The organism is Phoenicibacter congonensis (genome assembly GCF_902386915.1).
GTDB classification, from domain to species: domain Bacteria; phylum Actinomycetota; class Coriobacteriia; order Coriobacteriales; family Eggerthellaceae; genus Phoenicibacter; species Phoenicibacter congonensis.
On record NZ_LR698997.1, the window covers coordinates 632,128 to 650,904 of the forward strand.

9 protein-coding genes are annotated in these 18,777 nt (G+C 41.9%); 6 read left to right on the forward strand and 3 right to left on the reverse strand.

What is annotated here, in order from left to right:
* Positions 1-13: 13 nt before the first annotated feature.
* The gene (locus FXZ76_RS02755) at positions 14-1,051 is read right to left on the reverse strand and encodes a glycosyltransferase (RefSeq protein ID WP_079535667.1); all 1,038 of its coding nucleotides are present in this window, start codon (positions 1,049-1,051) and stop codon (positions 14-16) included.
* Between the two features lie 136 nt (positions 1,052-1,187).
* Between FXZ76_RS02755 and glf the strand changes: the two genes are divergently transcribed.
* The 4 genes from glf (at position 1,188) to FXZ76_RS02775 (ending at position 5,934) form a co-directional block, all read left to right on the forward strand.
* The gene (gene glf, locus FXZ76_RS02760) at positions 1,188-2,285 is read left to right on the forward strand and encodes a UDP-galactopyranose mutase (protein WP_079535668.1); all 1,098 of its coding nucleotides are present in this window, start codon (positions 1,188-1,190) and stop codon (positions 2,283-2,285) included.
* Positions 2,286-2,449: 164 nt separating this feature from the next.
* Positions 2,450-2,812, forward strand: a complete 363-nt coding sequence (locus FXZ76_RS02765; protein ID WP_147571522.1) for an N-acetylmuramoyl-L-alanine amidase — start codon at positions 2,450-2,452, stop codon at positions 2,810-2,812.
* Positions 2,813-2,830: 18 nt separating this feature from the next.
* Entirely contained in the window at positions 2,831-4,762 is a 1,932-nt protein-coding gene (locus FXZ76_RS06470; RefSeq protein ID WP_079535670.1) for a cell wall-binding repeat-containing protein, read from the forward strand.
* A 14-nt stretch (positions 4,763-4,776) separates the two neighbouring features.
* Positions 4,777-5,934 (forward strand): glycosyltransferase family 4 protein, encoded by a 1,158-nt coding sequence (locus tag FXZ76_RS02775; protein WP_079535671.1) that lies wholly within the window; start codon positions 4,777-4,779, stop codon positions 5,932-5,934.
* Between the two features lie 9 nt (positions 5,935-5,943).
* Here the strand turns inward: FXZ76_RS02775 and FXZ76_RS02780 are convergent, their stop codons facing one another.
* Both FXZ76_RS02780 and wecB read right to left on the reverse strand, forming a co-directional pair.
* The gene (locus FXZ76_RS02780) at positions 5,944-8,376 is read right to left on the reverse strand and encodes a glycosyltransferase (protein ID WP_079535672.1); all 2,433 of its coding nucleotides are present in this window, start codon (positions 8,374-8,376) and stop codon (positions 5,944-5,946) included.
* Between the two features lie 17 nt (positions 8,377-8,393).
* On the reverse strand, positions 8,394-9,497 hold the full coding sequence (gene wecB, locus FXZ76_RS02785; protein WP_172618927.1) for a non-hydrolyzing UDP-N-acetylglucosamine 2-epimerase: 1,104 nt from the start codon (positions 9,495-9,497) through the stop codon (positions 8,394-8,396).
* 113 nt (positions 9,498-9,610) lie between these two features.
* On the opposite strand from wecB, the gene FXZ76_RS02790 reads away from it, so the two are divergent.
* Together FXZ76_RS02790 and FXZ76_RS02795 are read left to right on the forward strand one after the other, a co-directional pair.
* Complete coding sequence (locus FXZ76_RS02790) at positions 9,611-12,871, forward strand: S8 family serine peptidase (protein WP_162273040.1); 3,261 nt, start codon at positions 9,611-9,613, stop codon at positions 12,869-12,871.
* A 421-nt stretch (positions 12,872-13,292) separates the two neighbouring features.
* A complete protein-coding gene (locus tag FXZ76_RS02795) occupies positions 13,293-18,740 on the forward strand; it encodes a leucine-rich repeat protein (protein ID WP_162273041.1) in 5,448 nt (1,815 codons plus the stop codon).
* The last annotated feature ends 37 nt before the right edge of the window (positions 18,741-18,777 follow it).

Consider the following 18,777-nt stretch of genomic DNA (forward strand, 5'->3'; position numbering starts at 1 on the left):
ATCCTGGGTCGATTTATTTAAACAGTTTGTTTGTTGCCAGCACAAAAGCTTTCTTAACCGAAGAAATCTTGTGCGGTACAACTGTGAAGTTTTGTTCTGTTTTCCATTCTTTGTCGTTAATTAACTTTTGCACTTCTTCCCATTCTGCAACAGCAAAGAAGTTTTTATCAAGTCTGTCCTCGTCTTCATAGACTTTAAATTCTTTTCGCATTTGCTTTAAGAAGTCGTCTCTAAGAGCGATGTCTAGTCTGTTATAGTTCCAAAGATATGTCTCCCATTTTTTAGCAGGGACAATTTTTTTGAAAGCATCGAGTTTTGTGGGATGTTTAGCTAAAAGCTCCTCAAAAGACTTGTATTCATCGCAGACGCAAAACACTTTCGCTCCCGATTTGACAGAAGAGTTTTCATTGTCAATTCGATAGTGCAAAAATGCGCGTCGAGTGATTGCGGCTCTGTTTGCGAGCGTCAATGCTTTTAGCATGAAACCTGTGTCTTGGTAGGATGCCCCTGGTGTTTCAAGGAAATCAATTCCGTTATCAGCAATGAATTCCCTTTTGTAAAGCCCTGTCCAGATGGCTGGACTTCCTCGCAAAATGTCGGTGAAATCAGCTGGATTGAACGATTTTTCATAGGGTGCACCAGAAAGATCTGTAACGTTGATGACGTTGGTTAGTTCGCCACCTTTCATCGTCCAATAATTTGACCTCACAACATCTGCATTGGTTTTTGTTGCAAGTTCCCAGAGCTGTTGAAACATGTTTACACTTGCGATGTCATCTGATTCAACGATGCCAATGTAGTCACCTGTTGCATTTTTGAAGCCCATGTTCATTGAGTGACCATAGCCTGCATTTGGCTTTGTAAACACTTTAAAGCGGAAATCTGCTTTTTCATATTTTCTAGCAATCTCTAGAGAGCTGTCTGTGGAGCCATCGTCAATTACGAGAATTTCTATGTCTTTTAGTGTTTGGTCTTTAAGGGAGCTTAAACACTCATTTAAATATTTTTCAACATTGTAAACTGGAACAACGATTGAGACTTTTGGGGTCATTAATCCTGCCTTTTTTCTCTTTTATCGACACTACATTATAAAATAACAGTGTATTCGTTGTAAAACTTATGCGAGCAAGTCGATTAACCCGCAGGTGGTTTTTTTATTGCGTTTTAAATTTAGAAAAGGAGAATTTGTGAATAATCACCATGATGTTTTGATTGTTGGCGCTGGCCTTTTTGGTTCAATTGTGGCCTTGGAGGCAAATAAGCGCGGCAAATCAGTCCTAGTCATTGAGAAACGCGATCACATTGGGGGCAATTGTTACACGCGCGATTGGTCAGGCATTAATGTTCACATGTATGGTGCTCACATTTTTAGGACTGCCGACAAAAATGTTTGGAATTATTTGCAGCAGTTTGCTGAATTTAACAATTTTATAAATTCTCCAGTTGCAAATTTTAACGGCGAACTATTTAATCTTCCTTTTAACATGAATACTTTCTATGAGCTTTGGGGCGTTGTAACGCCCAGGGAAGCTAAAGACAAAATTGCCTCGCAATGTATTGCTTGTGAGAATCCAACAAACTTGGAAGAACACATTCTCTCTCTTGCTGGTAAAGACATTTACGAAAAGCTTGTAAAGGGATACACCGAGAAACAGTGGGGCAGAAAGTGCACGGAATTGCCTCCGTCAATAATGCGTCGAATTCCGTTCAGATTCCGTTTTGACAACAACTATTTTGTGGACCCCTACCAAGGAATACCAAAGGGCGGCTACACACCAATTTTTGAAAAGATGTTAAAGGGTTGTGATGTGCGCCTCAACTGTGATTTTTTCAACTGCAAAGATGAGGTCATGGCTGCTTGTGACAAAGTAATTTTTACTGGAACTGTAGATTCTTTTTATGATTATAAATTTGGAGAACTTGAATATCGCAGCTTGCGTTTTGAGCATAAAGAGCTTGAATGTGACAATTATCAAGGTGTGGCCGTCATGAATTTTACCGATGCCGAAACTCCCTACACACGAATTATTGAGCATAAACATTTTGAGTTTGGGACTCAGCCGACGACAATCATTTCAAAAGAATACCCTCAGGATTGGAAACGCGGCATTGAGCCTTATTATCCAATGGAAGATGCTGAAAATGTCAACAAGTTTAAGCGCTATAAAGAGCTCGCTGACAACGAAGAGAAAGTGATGTTTGGTGGACGCCTTGGTGAGTATAAATATTACGACATGCAAGACACGATTAAATCGGCGCTATCCTTTGTGGAAAAGCATTTTTAGTTTAAATTTCCATGGACGCATGTTGTGTCTTCGTTTTTTGTGCACAACTGCATTTCTTTATTTAAGCTGTTAGTGACTGGTGCGTTTGGGAATGATGATGTTCATGAAGTTCCTGGGAGAAATTGGCGTTGCTATGCACAAAAAGCTTCGCTGCTTAACTATCGATGGTAGGTTCTAATGAAAAGGTGCCTTCGAAAGTGAAGGTTTTATCCTATTCAGGCGATGATATGTTCCAAACTGCCTCGATGGAAGCTAAAGATGCATTTCCTGATGGATCAATTTCAGCGATTATTGCAGCGTCGTGGCTTTCTCGATCTTGGCAAAACTCCATTCATCCCAATTTGGTAAAAGGAACGGGGCTTGCCGACCTTGGGAAGAGGAAGCAAGAAGTCACAATCCTGAGAGGTTATTTGCCATCAACTCTTCTTGAAGTATGCTTTATAAATAACAGTTATGAAATGAACCAATATCAAAACAGGAAGGATTTTATTGCAAAACAGATTGCTTTTGGTATTGTTTCTCGATAGAAAAGGCGGAAAAACTATATGAAAAAAAGATTTCTCAGCGGTGTTTCTTTAGTTTTGTCACTCTCTTTAATTTCTCTCATGCTTCCTTGTGTTTCTTACGCGCAAGATTCAACTGAAGAGAGTTACGTTTCAGGAATAACTGATGCTGAAATTGATGAGGTGGTTGGGGAACTTGGCATCTCTGATGAAGTCAGTCTAATGAACAACGATGTTGATAAACTGGTGTCATTTTCAGGACAGGATATGTTTGAAACTGCTGCTTTAGAAGCTGCATATGCCTATCCAGAGGGATCGAGTTCTGCAATCATTGCTGGTTCTGGCGACGCGTGGGTAGACTCACTTGCTGTGTCTAGCTTGGCTTCAAAAAAAGGTCCAATCTTATTTTCATATAGAGATTCTCTTCCAGATAAAACTCTTTCCGCTTTAAAATCACTTGGCGTCAGCAGCGTAATAGTAGTTGGCGGATCTGCTGTAATTTCCGATAGTGTTTTAAACACACTAAAAGCAAATGGAATATCTGTTGAGGAAAGGCTCTGGGGTGATGATTGTTATGGAACGCAACTTGCGATTTATAACTATGGAGACAGGCACAACATCTGGAGCGGTGACATTGCGTTTGTTGCATCGTCCCTGGGTTTTGGTGACGCTCTTTCTGCTTCCCCTGTTGCCTATGACCTAAACGCTCCAATTTTCATTGCTAAAGGCGATGGTCTTCTCACAGAAGAGGCTCAAAAAACACTCATAAATGCTGCAAAAGATGGCAAATACAAAGAGGTTGTTGCTCTTGGTGGAAGTTCGGTTATCTCCGAAAGAACAATGGGTTTTCTAGACGCTGTAGCTGCCCTGTCTGGTGGTGTGGAGCCTCAGAGGTTATGGGGCCAAGATCAATATAAGACGTCGGTTGCAATCGCCAATTGGGCTGTTTCTGAAAAAGGGTTTTCAAATGTTTCACCTGGATATGCAACGGGTCGAGCACCATATGATGCTTTAGCAGGTTCTGTAGTCCAAGGAATTAGCAAGTCTCCGCTGCTGTTGGTCGATGACAACTATCGTGATGCCATTAGCTACACCACTCAAAATTCAAGTCAGATTGGACAAGTAAAATTCTTCGGCGGCGAAGCAGTTGTTTCAAATAATGTTCGCTCTTCGATTATCTCAGTGTGTTTTGGAGTGCTAATGCAGGAAAACACTGGTATATCCTTAGATAGAATGGTTGATCTTGAATATGCCTCCATCCAAAATTTTGACAGCTCATGCACAAGGGACGAGTTGACTAGATATATCGGTGCAGAGTGTAATTTCAGCTCATCAGATTGTTATCAATTTGCAAAACTAAATGACGGCTATTCAGGATCTATGTCTGCAGTTGATTTGAATAATTTTATTAGCTCCAACAGCAAAGGTGCTAATGGCATTCTTGCAGGTCAAGGGCAAGCTTTTATAGATGCTTCTAAACAATATGGTGTCAATGAAGTTTATCTTTTGTGCCATGCTATCCTTGAAACTGGATGGGGGACATCGCAGTTGTCGACAGGTTGGACCTACAACGACGAAATTCCTTCGGGCCACGCTCCTGTGAATGCCGCGCCTGATGGCAAGACCTATTACAATTTCTTTGGAATTGGAGCAGTTGACAATGATCCTTTGTGGGGAGGAAGAATAACGGCTATCAAAAATGGCTGGGACACTCCAGAAAAGGCGATTATTGGTGGTGCAAAATGGATTGCATCTTCAACGAACTATCTCAACAATCAATGGAGTCAAAACACTCTTTACAAAATGCGTTGGAACTATTTTCAGGCGGCTAAAGATGGGTCAGTGTGGCATCAATATGCAACAGCGAAACACTGGGCAACAGGAATTGCGAAAATTATCAATCAGTGCTACTCTAGTGCAGGAATTACTCCAGCAAATTCGGGGCTAATCTTCCTCATTCCTGTTTATAACTAAAGAAAAGAGACTTCGTGAATAAAGATGTTGCTTCGCGCCGCCTGGCCGTTGTTGTCCCCACCTACCCAAGTGAAGACAACATGTATCTCTGCGCCTTCGTTCATTCACGAGTTAAAGCCTATTTGCAAGCTGGCATTGACGTTGAAGTCTTGTGTGTGTGGGATTATTACGAAGACCACACTGAATATGAAATAGAAGGTGTGCACGTCACCAGGCTAATCCCCGGATCGCTTGAGCCCCATCTTTTTGAAAACAAGTTTGATGTTTGTTTTCTGCATTTCTTTGATTTAAATTTTGTTGATGCTGTCATGTCGCAACGTCTAAATGGTTTGAAGTTTTTTCTTTGGTCCCACAATCCCGAAACCCGCTACTGGGACTGGCCACTTTTTACAACGCCCTATTTCACCAATCCAGCAAAGTTAACACATGAGCAGACCGAAGAATTCACTAAAAGAGATTCTGTTATTAGGCAATTGAATAATCAATCAAATGTTTCATGGGTCTTTGTTTCTGAAACTTTAAAAAAGCGCAGCGAAGAATTGATTGGAATTCATTTTAATCGTGCACATGTTATCTCTAATCTTGTCGACGAAAAGGTATATCAATTTTCAAAAAGGAACAAAGACACCCGGCATAAGGTAATAGTTGTCAGAAAGTTTGACAATGTTAACACCTATGCAATAGACATAGATGTGCAAACGATTGTTGAGCTCAGCAAGCGCCGAATTTTTAAAGACCTAACGTTTGACATCTATGGGTCTGGCCCAATGTTTGAAAACTTGACTGAACCGATTAAAGATTTTGAAAATGTCAATTTGCATGAGCATTTTCTTTCGCAAAAAGAACTGAAAGAAGCCTATGACAATCATGGCATTGGTTTGTTTGCTACGCGTTTTGATTCGCAAGGAGTTTCAATGTGTGAAGCCGCAATGAGTGGGATGCCTGTTGTGTCTTCGAACATCGATGCTGCTAATTATTTCCTTCCTAACGACATTGGACTTTTGTGTGATGTTGAGAATCCATGTGAATATGCTGATGTAGTTGAAAAACTAGCTCGCAATCGTTGGTACTACAATAAATGCGCAAAAGCATGTCGTCAAAAAATTGAGAAGAGGTGCTCTAGGGCGCAAACTGTAGAAAAAGAAATTGACCTCTTTTGGAGGTCAATTTAGGTTGAACGTTTAATATTTCATTAATGTCCTTGCAATTTTTCGTGTGACCCTGTTTCTTGGAATCAACTTTAGCGGTCCTTTGTTCGCAAGCTCTTTCGCCGCCTCTTTGCGCCTTGTGCCTCTAGGGTCGTCATACAACGTTCCTGCAATTCCATATGCGCTATTTTTAAACCCACTCTGTCGCACTTCACTCAGCACCCTGTATTCTTTGTTAGTTGCCTCGTACAAATCAGGAGCTGATGTCTTTAGGAATTCGTCAAAGTCTTTTGCGCGTTCAAGTCCACGTTCTTGATTTGGATCCCAAAGCAAACTCAGCGTGTAGTGCGAATTCAGAAGGTTATAGACAAATCTTGTTTTCATATATTTTATTTGGTTAGCATTAGCAACTTTTTTGTGGTCGCAGTAATATTTGACCATTCTTCTAATGACTCTGTCATGGTGGTCATATCTTTTAACGAAATTGTCTCTGTTTATGCTCTGGTCTGCATTTCCCACTGCATATTTGTAAACATATTCAGGCGTAAACATGACAGTTTCTACATAGGGAATTGGGAACAGAATATATTCAACATCGACATAAAATGTGTGTTCCTGAAGTTTGAAATTAGCTTTCTTGAGCACTTCAGTTTTGAACATGCTTGAAGCCATTGTGAAATATTCCATCGACATGTCAGTCTTCGAAAATGAATAACACCTGTAGTTTTCTAGAGAGCTGAATTTCATCCATGGGACTGTGTGGCCGTCTTGCACATAGACTTGATGGTAGTTAGTTGAAACAAGGTCAGGGAGCTTGTCAACTTTTATTAGTTTGTTAATCATCTCGTCGAGAGATTTGCTGTCAACCCAATCGTCTCCGTCAATCACTCTGAAATATGTTCCTGTTGCTTTTTCTAGAGCTGCATTTATTGTTGAGCCGTGTCCTCCGTTTTGTTTGTCGATGATTTTTACAATGTTTGGGTAATGCTCTTGGAATGCCTTTGCAACTTTAATTGTGTTGTCTTTTGAACCATCGTTTACAACAATTATTTCAAGCAGGTTTGAAACACTGCTGCTCAATAAAGAAAACAAGCATCTGTCGAGATATTGTTCTACGTTGTAGGAAGGCACACAAATGCTCAATATCTTCTCTGCGCCCTCAGCGCTATTTTTAACGGCAGGCCAGTTCGTTCTGGCATTGTCTAATTCTTTTGCATCAAGTGCTTTTTCTATAATTTCGTCATATCGTTTTGCTACGTTTTCTGACTTGTAGAGAGTCCTGTATTCTTTGTTGATTGCAGGTTTAAGTTTGTGATTTGCAATGTTTCTCAATATTTCAGAAAGCTCTTCTATGTTTTGATTTTCGCAGCAAACACCGCCGGCATCTTTAACCATTGAGTATGCTGGTGAATAGTTGCCTGTGATAGCAAGTATTGGCTTGTCGGTGCCAAAATAGTCTGCAAGTTTTCCTGCAAAGAAAACTGATCCTCCTGGATTGTCAAGGAAATCAAACTTTGCGTCTACGTGAATGAGCCAGTCGGTCTCTTTCATGATTTGTAGGCTGGTTAGATAGTCAACGCTGTCCTCAATAGAAATTGTGTCATAGAGATAGTAGTTATAGACAAGCGTCCTCACTTCATCAGGAACATTGCCTATGAATCTTAATTTCAAATTTGAGATGACATCTGACTCTTTGTCTTTGAGGAGCTTGATTGCCCTCACTATTGGCACTAAAGACCTCACTGTATCGGAGTGGCCCAGGAACGTGAGTTCAACAACATTATCGTCCTCTTTTTTGTGACTATTGGGTTCTGGGTAGATGCTTTCGTCATATGAATGAGGGACAGAGAAAGTGTTGTTTCTCCTTCTTCCGTCTAACACATAATTCTTTAGTGTGTCTAGCGGAAAGAGTAAAACGTCTGAATTGTGAATTGCATAGTCCTCAGTTTCTTTCTGTTCACAAAGGTGACGTATTTTGTCCGACGGGTGATTTTTCCATCCATCGCACCCTGCCCACAGTGCTACTTGAAAATCAATTTTTTCCTGAGGTGACAACTCCTCGTTTTCCAACACGAAGGCTTTTAGGTCATAGGGAGATTTTGATATAGGATCAGCTAAAGAAGCTATCCATTTAGCTTCAGGGCACGCCTCTTTAATTTTTTTGGCAACAGAAATGCTCTCTGGTGGCATGCTTCTAGTCATAAATGCATCGTAGTGCTCTGTTTTGTTTCTTTCTATAAACAATTCAGCACATTTGTCGACCCATTCGTCAAGCTTGTCAGTTTTTATTGGGAACACATTTATGTTGTCAGAAGTGAGGTTTAGCTTGTGTTTGTAGCTCCACAAGTCGCAATCGGCGGAGCAAACATCATATGTGTGTTTTGATTTGCTCAGTAGTTTGTAGGTGACTATTCCTTCAGAAGAAGTGGCTGGAGGAAAAAACCAGCTTGCAACGAAAATTTTCAAAATTTCTCCTTTAATTCTTAAGAAAGGTTCTCCAGGAATTTGACTATTCTTTTTGAAGCGTTCCCATCGCCATATGGGTTAATCGCCTTGCTCATTTGTGAATATTTTTCTTCACATGTGAGCAAATCAGTGACAATTTTTACAATGCTCGCTTTATCAACGCCGGCAACCACAGCTGTGCCTGCCATCACGGCTTCTGGTCTTTCTGTTTCAGTTCTCAAGACCACAACAGGTTTGCCGAGATGTGGGGCTTCTTCTTGAAGGCCACCAGAATCGGTCATGACTAACTTGCATTTGTTCATTGCGTTGTGCAAATCCTCTACGTCCACAGGGTCCGTGAGTGTTACATGTTTGTTTTGTCCCAACACATCGAACACGGTTTCCCGAACAGCAGGGTTTAGATGCACTGGATAAATCACACGAAGGTCGTCAAAATTTTTTGTTAATTCGTTTACAGCTTCGCAAATGTTTTTTAGAGGCTCTCCGAGGTTTTCACGTCTGTGCGCAGTTAGCACTATGGTTGGTTTTGAGAAGTCGTGTTTTTGCAAATCCTCATTTTTAAATTTATATGCATCTTTTGTAGTGTATTGGAACGCGTCGATTACGGTGTTCCCTGTGACCACAACACCCTGTTCAATTCCTTCTTTCTCGAGCGCAAGCTTGTTGTTTTCTGTTGGGGCGAAATGATATGTTGCGATAGCCGAAATGATTTTTCTGTTCATTTCTTCGGGAAAAGGTGAATAGATGTTTCCTGTGCGCAAGCCTGCTTCAACATGTCCAACTGTTATTTTTTCGTAAAAAGAGGCAAGCGCAGCCGCCATGCTGGTGGTTGTGTCGCCGTGCACCAAAACAATGTCAGGTTTAGATTTCTCAAGGATGGGCTTCATAGAATTCAGCACATCTGTCGTGATTGAAGTGATTGTCTGACGGGGTTTCATTATTTCAAGATCAAAGTCGGGCTTGATGTTGAAAATGTCTAGCACCTGGTCAAGCATGGTTCTGTGCTGGCCAGTGACGCAAACTTGACCATCGAGTTTGTTTGATTTATTGATCTCGAGGACCAGCGGGCACATCTTAATGGCTTCTGGTCTTGTCCCAAACACAGTGAGTACTCTAAGCAACTTATTCCAATCTATCTATATTTTTCTACTGTCTAATTCTATTTTATTGACCAGTGTAAAAATTGTTTTTCCGAAAAGATTGACTTTCCTTGTATTATCGATTTATGAAAAAAATGGGCAAAAAAACGCTGAGTGTTGCTTTTTCGCTTTTTATGGCAACAGTTTTGTGCGCGTCGCAAATTCTTGTATTCAACACCCTGGCATATGCCGACGACCTTGATAAGCAGGCTGTATTGCAGGAAATAGGCACGTCGGGCTATTCGGAAGATGCGGTAGTTGTTAAGTTTAAGGACAGTGTTGAGAGTCCATCGTCGCAGTCTGTAATTGATGGCTCAAATGCTGTTAAAGACACAGAAGAGGCAGCACCAAAAAAAATAGCAGACAACACAGCTGTTGTTGAGCTTCAAGATGGCGCTTCAGTTGTTGAGGCAATTGTCGATTTAAAAGAAGATCCAAGAGTTGAATATGTGGAGCCCGACTATACCATCGAGTTGGCAGATGAGACAACGCTTGCAAATGACGTGAACCGTCTCGGCGGGCAAACATATTCGGACGCCGATTCTTCGATTGCTGGCAATTCGCTTTCTGATTCTGCGTCTGTTGCTTCTAAAGTTGAAGTCAACGACCCAAACGTTGGGCAACAATGGTACATTTCCGATGAGAACTCTAAGGTTAAAGATGCCTGGGATGTCGCTAAATGCAATAATCAGGTGACTGTTGCAATTGTTGACACAGGTGTCGATGCTGACAATCCTGAGCTAGTAAACAACATCGTAGGTGGCAGGTCTTTTGCTACCGACGATGCGAGTGATTGGAATGATACGCACGGACATGGGACAGCAGTAGCTGGTGTTATTTCGGCACAAACTAACAATGCACTTGACATTTCTGGTGCGAGCTACAACGCTAACCTTTTGATTTGCAGGGCTTTTACTGGGAAAACTGCACCTTCTAGCGACATTGCAGCGGGGATAAGATGGATTATTGGCGTTGCAGACCAATACAACGTAAAAGTTATCAACATGAGTTTTGGCATTTCAAAATCTCAACCAAAAGCAATAGAAGAAGCAATCAACGATGCAGAGTCAGCTGGCATTCTTTGTGTTTGTGCAAGCGGCAATGAAAGCAACATAACTGATCTTGCAAGCGTCGATTTCCCTGCTAATTTAGACAACACAGTTGGAGTTGGGGCAATCACATCCAGGCACACAAGAAGCTATTTTTCAAACGTTGGGGAGTCTCTTGATGTTGTGGCACCAGGCTCAAACATTCGAACACTAAGCATTAATTCAGGAGAAGAAGTCTATGAAGATGGAACTTCCTTTTCCACTCCGTTTGTCTCAGCTGCCGCCGCTTTGTGCTATTCGACTAACCATCATGCGAAGCCATCTGTAATAAAGGGCTGTTTAACATCTACTGCAATTGATTTGGGCACAAGCGGGAAAGATGATTATTACGGCTATGGTCAAGTGGATGTTTATAGTGCGGTTATATCTGCCAAGTCTACTAAGGCTAACAACTACAAGATTTTTAATCCAAAAGATGATTCAAAGATTGATCAGTTTAAATCTAGAGTTTTTAATGGCTTGTTGAACAAAAATTCTTCTGTCGATGTGTCTGACATTGGAATTAATGTCTCAGACATAACTTTTCAAAACACTTCAGGTCAAGTGCTCACGGGGGCTACTGCTTTAACTGAAATAATTCGCAGTCACCCTCTCTTTTCAACTCTTTGTGTGGGCTGGAATTCGCTCAGCTTGGTGACTGACGGCGACATTGTTTCGTCTGTTTCTGTAGATAGCTATATGACCACATGGAAAGACGATTTGATCAGTGCTTTTGTTGACAAGTATGAGTCATTTCTGGAAAACGCTCCATTGAATGGAAGCGATGTTAAGAAGGCCGCATTTGTTCACGATTGGATTTGTGGCAACACAACCTATTCTTTACAAACTATAAATTTGCCAGAATTTGCAATAGGTTGCATTGCTAACGGCAAGGCGCTTTGCGCAGGCTATTCCTATGCCTATCAGTTCCTTTGTGAACAAATTGGGATTGACTGCAATTATGTTGCGGGAACAACGAATGCTGGATCTCACGCATGGAATAAAGTAAAAATAGATGGACAGTGGTTCTTGGTTGACTCAACCTGGGATGGTTCATTCACTTCTGCATCAAATCCAAATAACTTTGGGCATGCCTATTTTTTGCTAAATGACGAGGAGTTTAAAGAGGCAGGAGATGGTTCACATGCAAACGATTGTGATGTCACTGGGAATGAACCTATTAACAATGATTGGTATTTTGCTAATAAATATTGGCAGGATGTGAGAGGTCCTCTGAGTGTTGAACAACTCAACCAAGATCCAAAACTCACAAAGAAAGATGATTCCAATCCTGGGGGAAATCCATCTTCATCATCTCTCATCCGAATTTTCGGGCAAGATTGCTATGGAACTAATGCCGCCACCATTTCAAATGACATTAAAGAAAACGGATTGCCAAATGGAGTGATTGTTTGCGGAACGAGTCACTACCTTGATTCTCTCAGTGCAGCTGCACTTTCAGGTTTGCTTGATTATCCAATTCTGCTTGTCAATGGCACCGATGATTCTATGAATGAAACTTCTCTGGGAGCTCTTCAAGAACTCACTAACTCTTCAACAAACTCGCTTGAAATAATCGTTTTAGGTGGAAAGTTTGCAATATCTGAGGGCATCGAGAATGAACTTTCTTCATATGACAGCGATGGAGTTTGTAAGCGCATCTATGGTGATGACGGTTATGCGACTAACCGCGCTGTCTATGACTTTGGCACCACACGTGGATCTTGGGACGCTAACGAAGTTCTTGTAGCTTCAGGCGCTGGTTATCATGACGCGCTCGGTGCAGGCAGCTATGCAATGTCAAAACGAGCATTCATTTTGCTTGTTAACCCAAATGGCGACAATGCGCCAATGATTGACAAGGCCAAAGGTCATGGTCAGGCAACAATTTTGGGTGGCCTTGCCGCTGTTCCTTTCCAGGTCAAATCTGATTTAGAGGACGCTGGAGTGACAACTATTCGTCTCGCTGGCGAAGATGCATATCAAACAAACACTACATTTGTGAAGTATGCAGTTGCTCAAGGAATGTCTCTTGATGGAGCAGGCTTCTCATCTGGTCTTGGTTATTATGATGCTTTGGGTTCTTCTCACATTCTTGGTAAATCCAACAGTGTCATGTTCCTTGTGTCACTTGATTATTCTTTGAATCAACCAGTTTATGACATGCTAAAAGAATCTGGGGTTTCTTTCACTAGCGGTCGTGTCTTTGGTGGCGAAGTTGTTGTTTCAAGCACCACAAAAGAGGCATTTGAAAACTGCATTAATTAGTTAAGTAACAAGCAGTTTTTTACGGGGGCTTCTCGAGGGATTATGAATTCCGCATGAGAAGCCTCCTCTTCTTTTTCATTCAATTTTCACTATTTTGACACACTGAATTATGGATATATAAAAGCGTCCGTGTGATAACATGTTTTTGGGCAAGAGATTCCATTATCTCTGCTGTTTCTGTGCATAAAGTTCTGCTGCCTCTGCATCGATTTCTTCTAGTAGGTGGAGAGTGAAGAATTTTGATACCCAGCAATCGCTAGGTTACATTTCCCAGTGTTTTCTTGTTTGTTTTTATTGATGGGTGTTAAGCACAAAAATCGAAAACAATTCAATTCTTATGCGGGATTTAGAGGTTTTTATTGTTCCACCTTTTAATTGTTTTGTTTTCAAAACGGTAAGTATTTTTTTGAAGGAGGTGTTTATGAAAAAAACCGAATTATCAGATTCGACATTAGGGAAGGGAGGTGTTTTGGTGTCTAAGAAAAACACTATTCAAGGTTCGCTTTTGAGAGTTGTTCTTGCATTTGCGCTTGTTTTAGGCTTAATGCCTTCGTTGGCTACAACTAAAGCTTTTGCTGATGAATCAGCAAATCTCTCTGGATATCCCCAAGCTCCAGACATGACGGTGACATTCGATAGTGATGGGGGAACACCTGCTTCCTCAAATTCAGTTATCAAATTTGATGGAAGTGGCTACTACGTTTCTGCTCCTAGCCCAGCTCCTTCGAAAGCTGGCTTTAAGCTCACCGGTTGGACTATCCAATCTCCTGACAATGAAGAAACCTTTGAATCTAACTTTAGTGATGAAGACTTCTTTGGTTTTGACACTAATGGTGACAGCTCTGTTGTTCTAAAGGCACAATGGACCGAAGATGCGTCTAACCCAGGCACCACTGTTCCAGCGGAAAATGTTGTTGCAAAGATTGGTGATGTTCAATACTCATCTCTTTCAGAGGCTTTTTCTTCTGCCAAAACTGGTGAAATCATTACCATGACAGCTGATGTTGACGATGTCTATGGCATATTCGTAAAAGATAAAGCTGTGACTCTCGACATGGCTGGTCACAAAATCACTTCTGACAATCTTGATGCTGACGGTCAGCAAATCTACGTGAGGAAATCTGACGATAAGAGCAAGACATGGCCAGCTGTTTTCAATGTAGAAAACGAAGGTTCGTCACTCACTATTACTGGGAATGGCACTATTGCTGGCCCAGAAGGTGAGCAGGCTAAAGCCCTCGATTCAACTTGCATAATTACTGTCGATTCGGGATCTAGCTTCACAATGACCGATGGCGCTATCACATGTGGTGGCATTGGGTCAGATGGCATGTATGGTGTTTATGCTCTTGGCGGTGGATCTATCACTTTAGGCGAAGAGGCGGGCAATGGGCCTTCCATTACCTCTCATTTCGCTGCGGTTGGAGAGAACAACACAACAAGCCCAGCTAATGTCACAATTTATGGTGGCAATTACAAGTCAATGGCTACACCAGGAGATAGTGACTGGTGGTATTACTTCTGCACTCCTGTTTATGCTGCTGCTTCTGGCAACATCAACATTTCAGGCGGCACTTTTGAAGGCACATATGGACTTGTTTCTCGTTACGCCAATGTCGATCAAAATCTGCGCATTTCAGGCGGCACTTTTAATGGTGCCAAACAAGCTATTTTAAAGGAAGATAAACAAGGCACAGAAGGTGCAACTGGCACTCGTTCAATTGCAGTGGCGGGCGGTTCTTTCTCAACAGCTGTTCCAGCTGACATGTGTGCAGAAGGCTTTGAACCAAAAGAGAATGGCGATGGCACATTTGGTGTCCAAAATGAGAAGACCGACCCTGTTTCTGGTCCTTACGACCTAAAAGCCCTTGTCGTTGATTCTGAAGGCAATCCTGTTAGCGGAATGAACTTTAATCTCTACAAGACAGGTTCATCTGCAGGTGCTACTGAGCCAGGTTCACCAGTTTTTGGTTCGAGCTTAAAAACCTACACCACTGATGCAGATGGTGTTCTTTCTGTCAACGCACAAGAATCGTTTGACAAGTTACAGTATTTTGTCTCTAATGCTAAGTATGCGGCTATTAAGTCGGCAGACAAAAACAATGTGGTTAGCAGCATTGACATTTCAAACGCAATCGGGCAAAAGCACACTCAAACAGGCGATGGTCTTTTGTATCTTGGTTATAAAGAGAAATTAACTACCCCAAGAACCGACTTCTTCTATAGATTTGCATTTGATGATTTCCAATATGTGAACCTTGATTCTAATGGCAACAATAACAATGCTGCACCTGAGCAAATTGATGCAACAGTAAAAATTGTTGTTGAAAAGAGAACAGGCGTTTATAAAGACGATCTTCAAACCGCAATATCAAAAGCTTCTGCTCTAGAAGAAACCGATTATTTCTCAGGGTGGGACGCTCTTAAGACTTCTCTAGATGCGGCTAAAAGTGTGGATGCTGACTCATCAGCCACACAAGATGCAGTCGATGAGGCTACGGAGAATCTCAATGCAGCTGTTGAAGGTCTTGTTCAATATCCTGGCTCTACAGACTCAAAAATTCAAATTCTCGTGCTTGGTGAAGATGGAACACCATACAACGGAGATATCAAGTTTGTAGCCTATGGACTTGGCGATGATGGGAATGTAACTGAAACTGTGGTTGCAGACGACATTATGGCTTCAGGCGGAATTCTTTCTTTAGAGCTCACAACTGTAAATCAAAAAAATGTTGTTGTTAAGGTAAAACCTGGACAATCTTTGACCTCAGACGATGAATTCAAAATCAAAGTCTCACCATCTTTAAATCAATGGGTGCCAGGCTACTTTATTAGCGTTAACGGCACAGATCTGCCTTATGATGGGTCTCAGGTGCGTGGTCTAAAGTGCCAGTTAAAAGCAGACCAATCTTGGAATGCTAACGATTTTACCTATGATGGAGCTACTGTTACAGGCCTCAGCGACTCTGGTAAAGCTAAGATGGCTACCGATCCTAATGTTGTTGTGCCATCAACTTCTCCTGACGGAACAGCAATTACTGCAATTGGAAAAGGCGCTGCAAACACTGGCATTTTCAGTGTTGGGTCAGGAACGTCTCAGGTTAATCCTTCTAATGTGACACTTCCTGAAGGAATCACATCAATTGGCGATTTTGCTTTTACGAATTATGCAGGTGTAGCGATTTCTTTCCCTTCAACTCTCAAGAGCATTGGAGTTAATTCATTTGCATCTTCAAAGTTAGAGTCACTAGATCTTCCTGACAGTGTTACAACGTTGGGAAATGCTGCTTTCAGAGCCTCGAAGAATCTCACTACTCTCAAAATCGGCAAAGGCATCACTGAGCTCCCACAGGCGTCTTTTTCAATGACGGGCATTACAAATCTCTCTATTCCAGAGAACGTCAAAACAATCGGAAGAATGGCGTTTGATGGTACCCCTGTTAGCTCTTTGACCTTTGAGGGGAAAGCAACAGTTGAGACTATTGGTGATACCGCTTTCGGAAACAACAGTTTAAAAGAGCTAGAAATACCAGCTTCAGTCAAGACGATTGAGAGATATGCTTTCAGAATTAAACAAGGCGCAACTCTTGAAAAACTCACCCTTCATGAGGGACTGGAGTCTATTGGTAAACAGGCATTCAAAGGCACCTTGCTAACTGAGCTTAACCTTCCAAGCACTGTAACAACTCTTGATAAGAGCGCATTTGAAGCTAATAAAGCTTCTGATGGCAAAGTGGTTTTGTGGGTGACTAACGATGCTCAACTTGAGGACCATGGTGCATTTATTGCAAACAGCGATTTCCACAAGACGCAAAAGGTTTCAAGCGAAGTTACTGTTACATTCAATGCCAACGGTGGAAAGTTTGGCGATAACGATTCACAAGAAGTGAAAGTCGAAAAAGGTCAAGTTGTAGTTGCACCGTCAACTAATCCAACATGGGATAAACATGATTTCATCCGCTGGACTACTGATCCTGAGGGCCAAAATAGATATGACTTCTCAACATCAGTAACTGGTGACATTACCCTTTATGCCTCATGGTATGAGTGGGAGCAATTCACGGTCAAATTTGACCTAAATGGTCATGGTGGACCTCAACCAGAAGATCAAATTGTCTACATTGAGGATCAAGAGCATGCATATGCCACCAAGCCAGCAGACCCTTCGGCAGAAGGTTATTATTTCTGCTGCTGGAATGAAAAGGACCCTGTTTATGGGACGCTCCATAAATGGGATTTCGACGACCATGATTTCTATCATGTAGATGATTCGGCTGATCCTGACACGGGAACGCTAACACTTTACGCTCGCTGGATTCCTGTAAAGTATTCTATTTCCTACAAAAACGTTGACGGTGCTGTTAATCCAAACACCACTTCTCAATACACAATAGAGTCTGAAGACATCGCCTTGCAGCCAGCAAGCAAAGAGGGATATTCTTTTGTGGGCTGGTTTGACAAAGATGGCAGCGAGTCTGGCGACTGGGGCAATCCTGTAGAAAAGATTTCAAAGGGGAGCACAGGTAACGTAGAGCTCTATGCTCGCTGGATTAAAGAACTAAACGTAAAGTTTAGTGTAACCGGAATTGATGCTGACGGAAAAGCACAATCATGGGTTGACGAGTCTGACTTTAAAGTAGCTGAAGGTGACTTGGCCTCTCATTTAACTGAACAGGCATTGTCTGCTAAAGGAGTTAGCTTTGATGCAACTAAGACCTCCGATAACTGGTGGCTTAACAGCATCACGTCTCCTTTTGACAGCTCCATGAAACTTGGCACTCAAAAAATTGGCAAGGATTGGGCATACTGGTCACTTCTCGTTAATGGTGAATATTCTGATAAAGGCGCTGGGCAACTTGAACTCAAAGAAGGCGATGTGATTTCTTGGGTATATGAGATGCCAGCTGCTCCTGAGAAGGTTTACAGAATGGCAGGCGATGACTGCTATGGCACAAACCTTGAAACCATTAAACAAGATGTTGCAGAAAATGGCACACCAAATGGTGTTATTGTTTGCGGAACAGGACATTATCTTGATTCGCTTAGTGCAGCAGCACTTTCAGGCCTTCTGAACTATCCAATTTTGCTTGTAAACGGTTCTGACGATTCAATCAACAGCAATTCACTTGAAGCTTTGTCTCAACTTTCAAATAATGGAGCAAACAAGCTTGACGTCATTGTTCTGGGTGGAAAATTCGCAGTATCTGACGCAATTGAAAGCCAGCTTAATGGCTATGATGTTGACGGAAAATGCGAACGCATCTATGGTGATGACGGTTATGCGACTAACCGCGCTGTCTATGACTTTGGCACCACACGTGGATCTTGGGACGCTAACGAAGTTCTTGTAGCTTCAGCCGCTGGTTATCATGACGCGCTCGGTGCAGGCAGCTATGCGATGTCAAAACGTGCATTCATTTTGCTTGTGAACCCAAATGGCGACAATGCGCCAATGATTGACAAGGCCAAAGGGCATGGTCAGGCAACAATTTTGGGTGGCCTTGCCGCTGTTCCATTCCAGGTGCAGTCTGAATTGGAGGATGCTGGTGTGGCAACAACTCGTCTCGCAGGCGAAGATGCATACCAAACAAACACTACATTTGTGAAGTATGCGGTTGCTCAAGGAATGTCTCTTGATGGAGCAGGCTTCTCTTCTGGTCTTGGTTATTATGACGCACTGGGTTCTTCTCACATTTTGGGCAAATCCAACAGTGTTATGTTCCTTGTGTCTCTTGATGATTCATTGAATCAACCAGTTTATGACATGCTGAAAGAATCTGGGGTTTCTTTCACTAGCGGTCGTGTCTTTGGTGGAAGTGCTGTAATCTCCGATGAAGTTAAACAAGCATTCGAAGAAAGCATCAAATAATTTAGTAGTTAAGTAGAAATATCTACTGTTTTTTTAC

Bases quoted from the DNA above. Each gene is read 5' to 3' on its own strand.
- FXZ76_RS02790 (WP_162273040.1), top strand. From the start codon at position 9,611: ATGGGCAAAAAAACGCTGAGTGTTGCTTTTTCGCTTTTTATGGCAACA.
- FXZ76_RS02755 (WP_079535667.1), bottom strand. From the start codon at position 1,051: ATGACCCCAAAAGTCTCAATCGTTGTTCCAGTTTACAATGTTGAAAAA.
- FXZ76_RS06470 (WP_079535670.1), top strand. From the start codon at position 2,831: ATGAAAAAAAGATTTCTCAGCGGTGTTTCTTTAGTTTTGTCACTCTCT.
- FXZ76_RS02765 (WP_147571522.1), top strand. From the start codon at position 2,450: ATGGTAGGTTCTAATGAAAAGGTGCCTTCGAAAGTGAAGGTTTTATCC.
- FXZ76_RS02795 (WP_162273041.1), top strand. From the start codon at position 13,293: ATGAAAAAAACCGAATTATCAGATTCGACATTAGGGAAGGGAGGTGTT.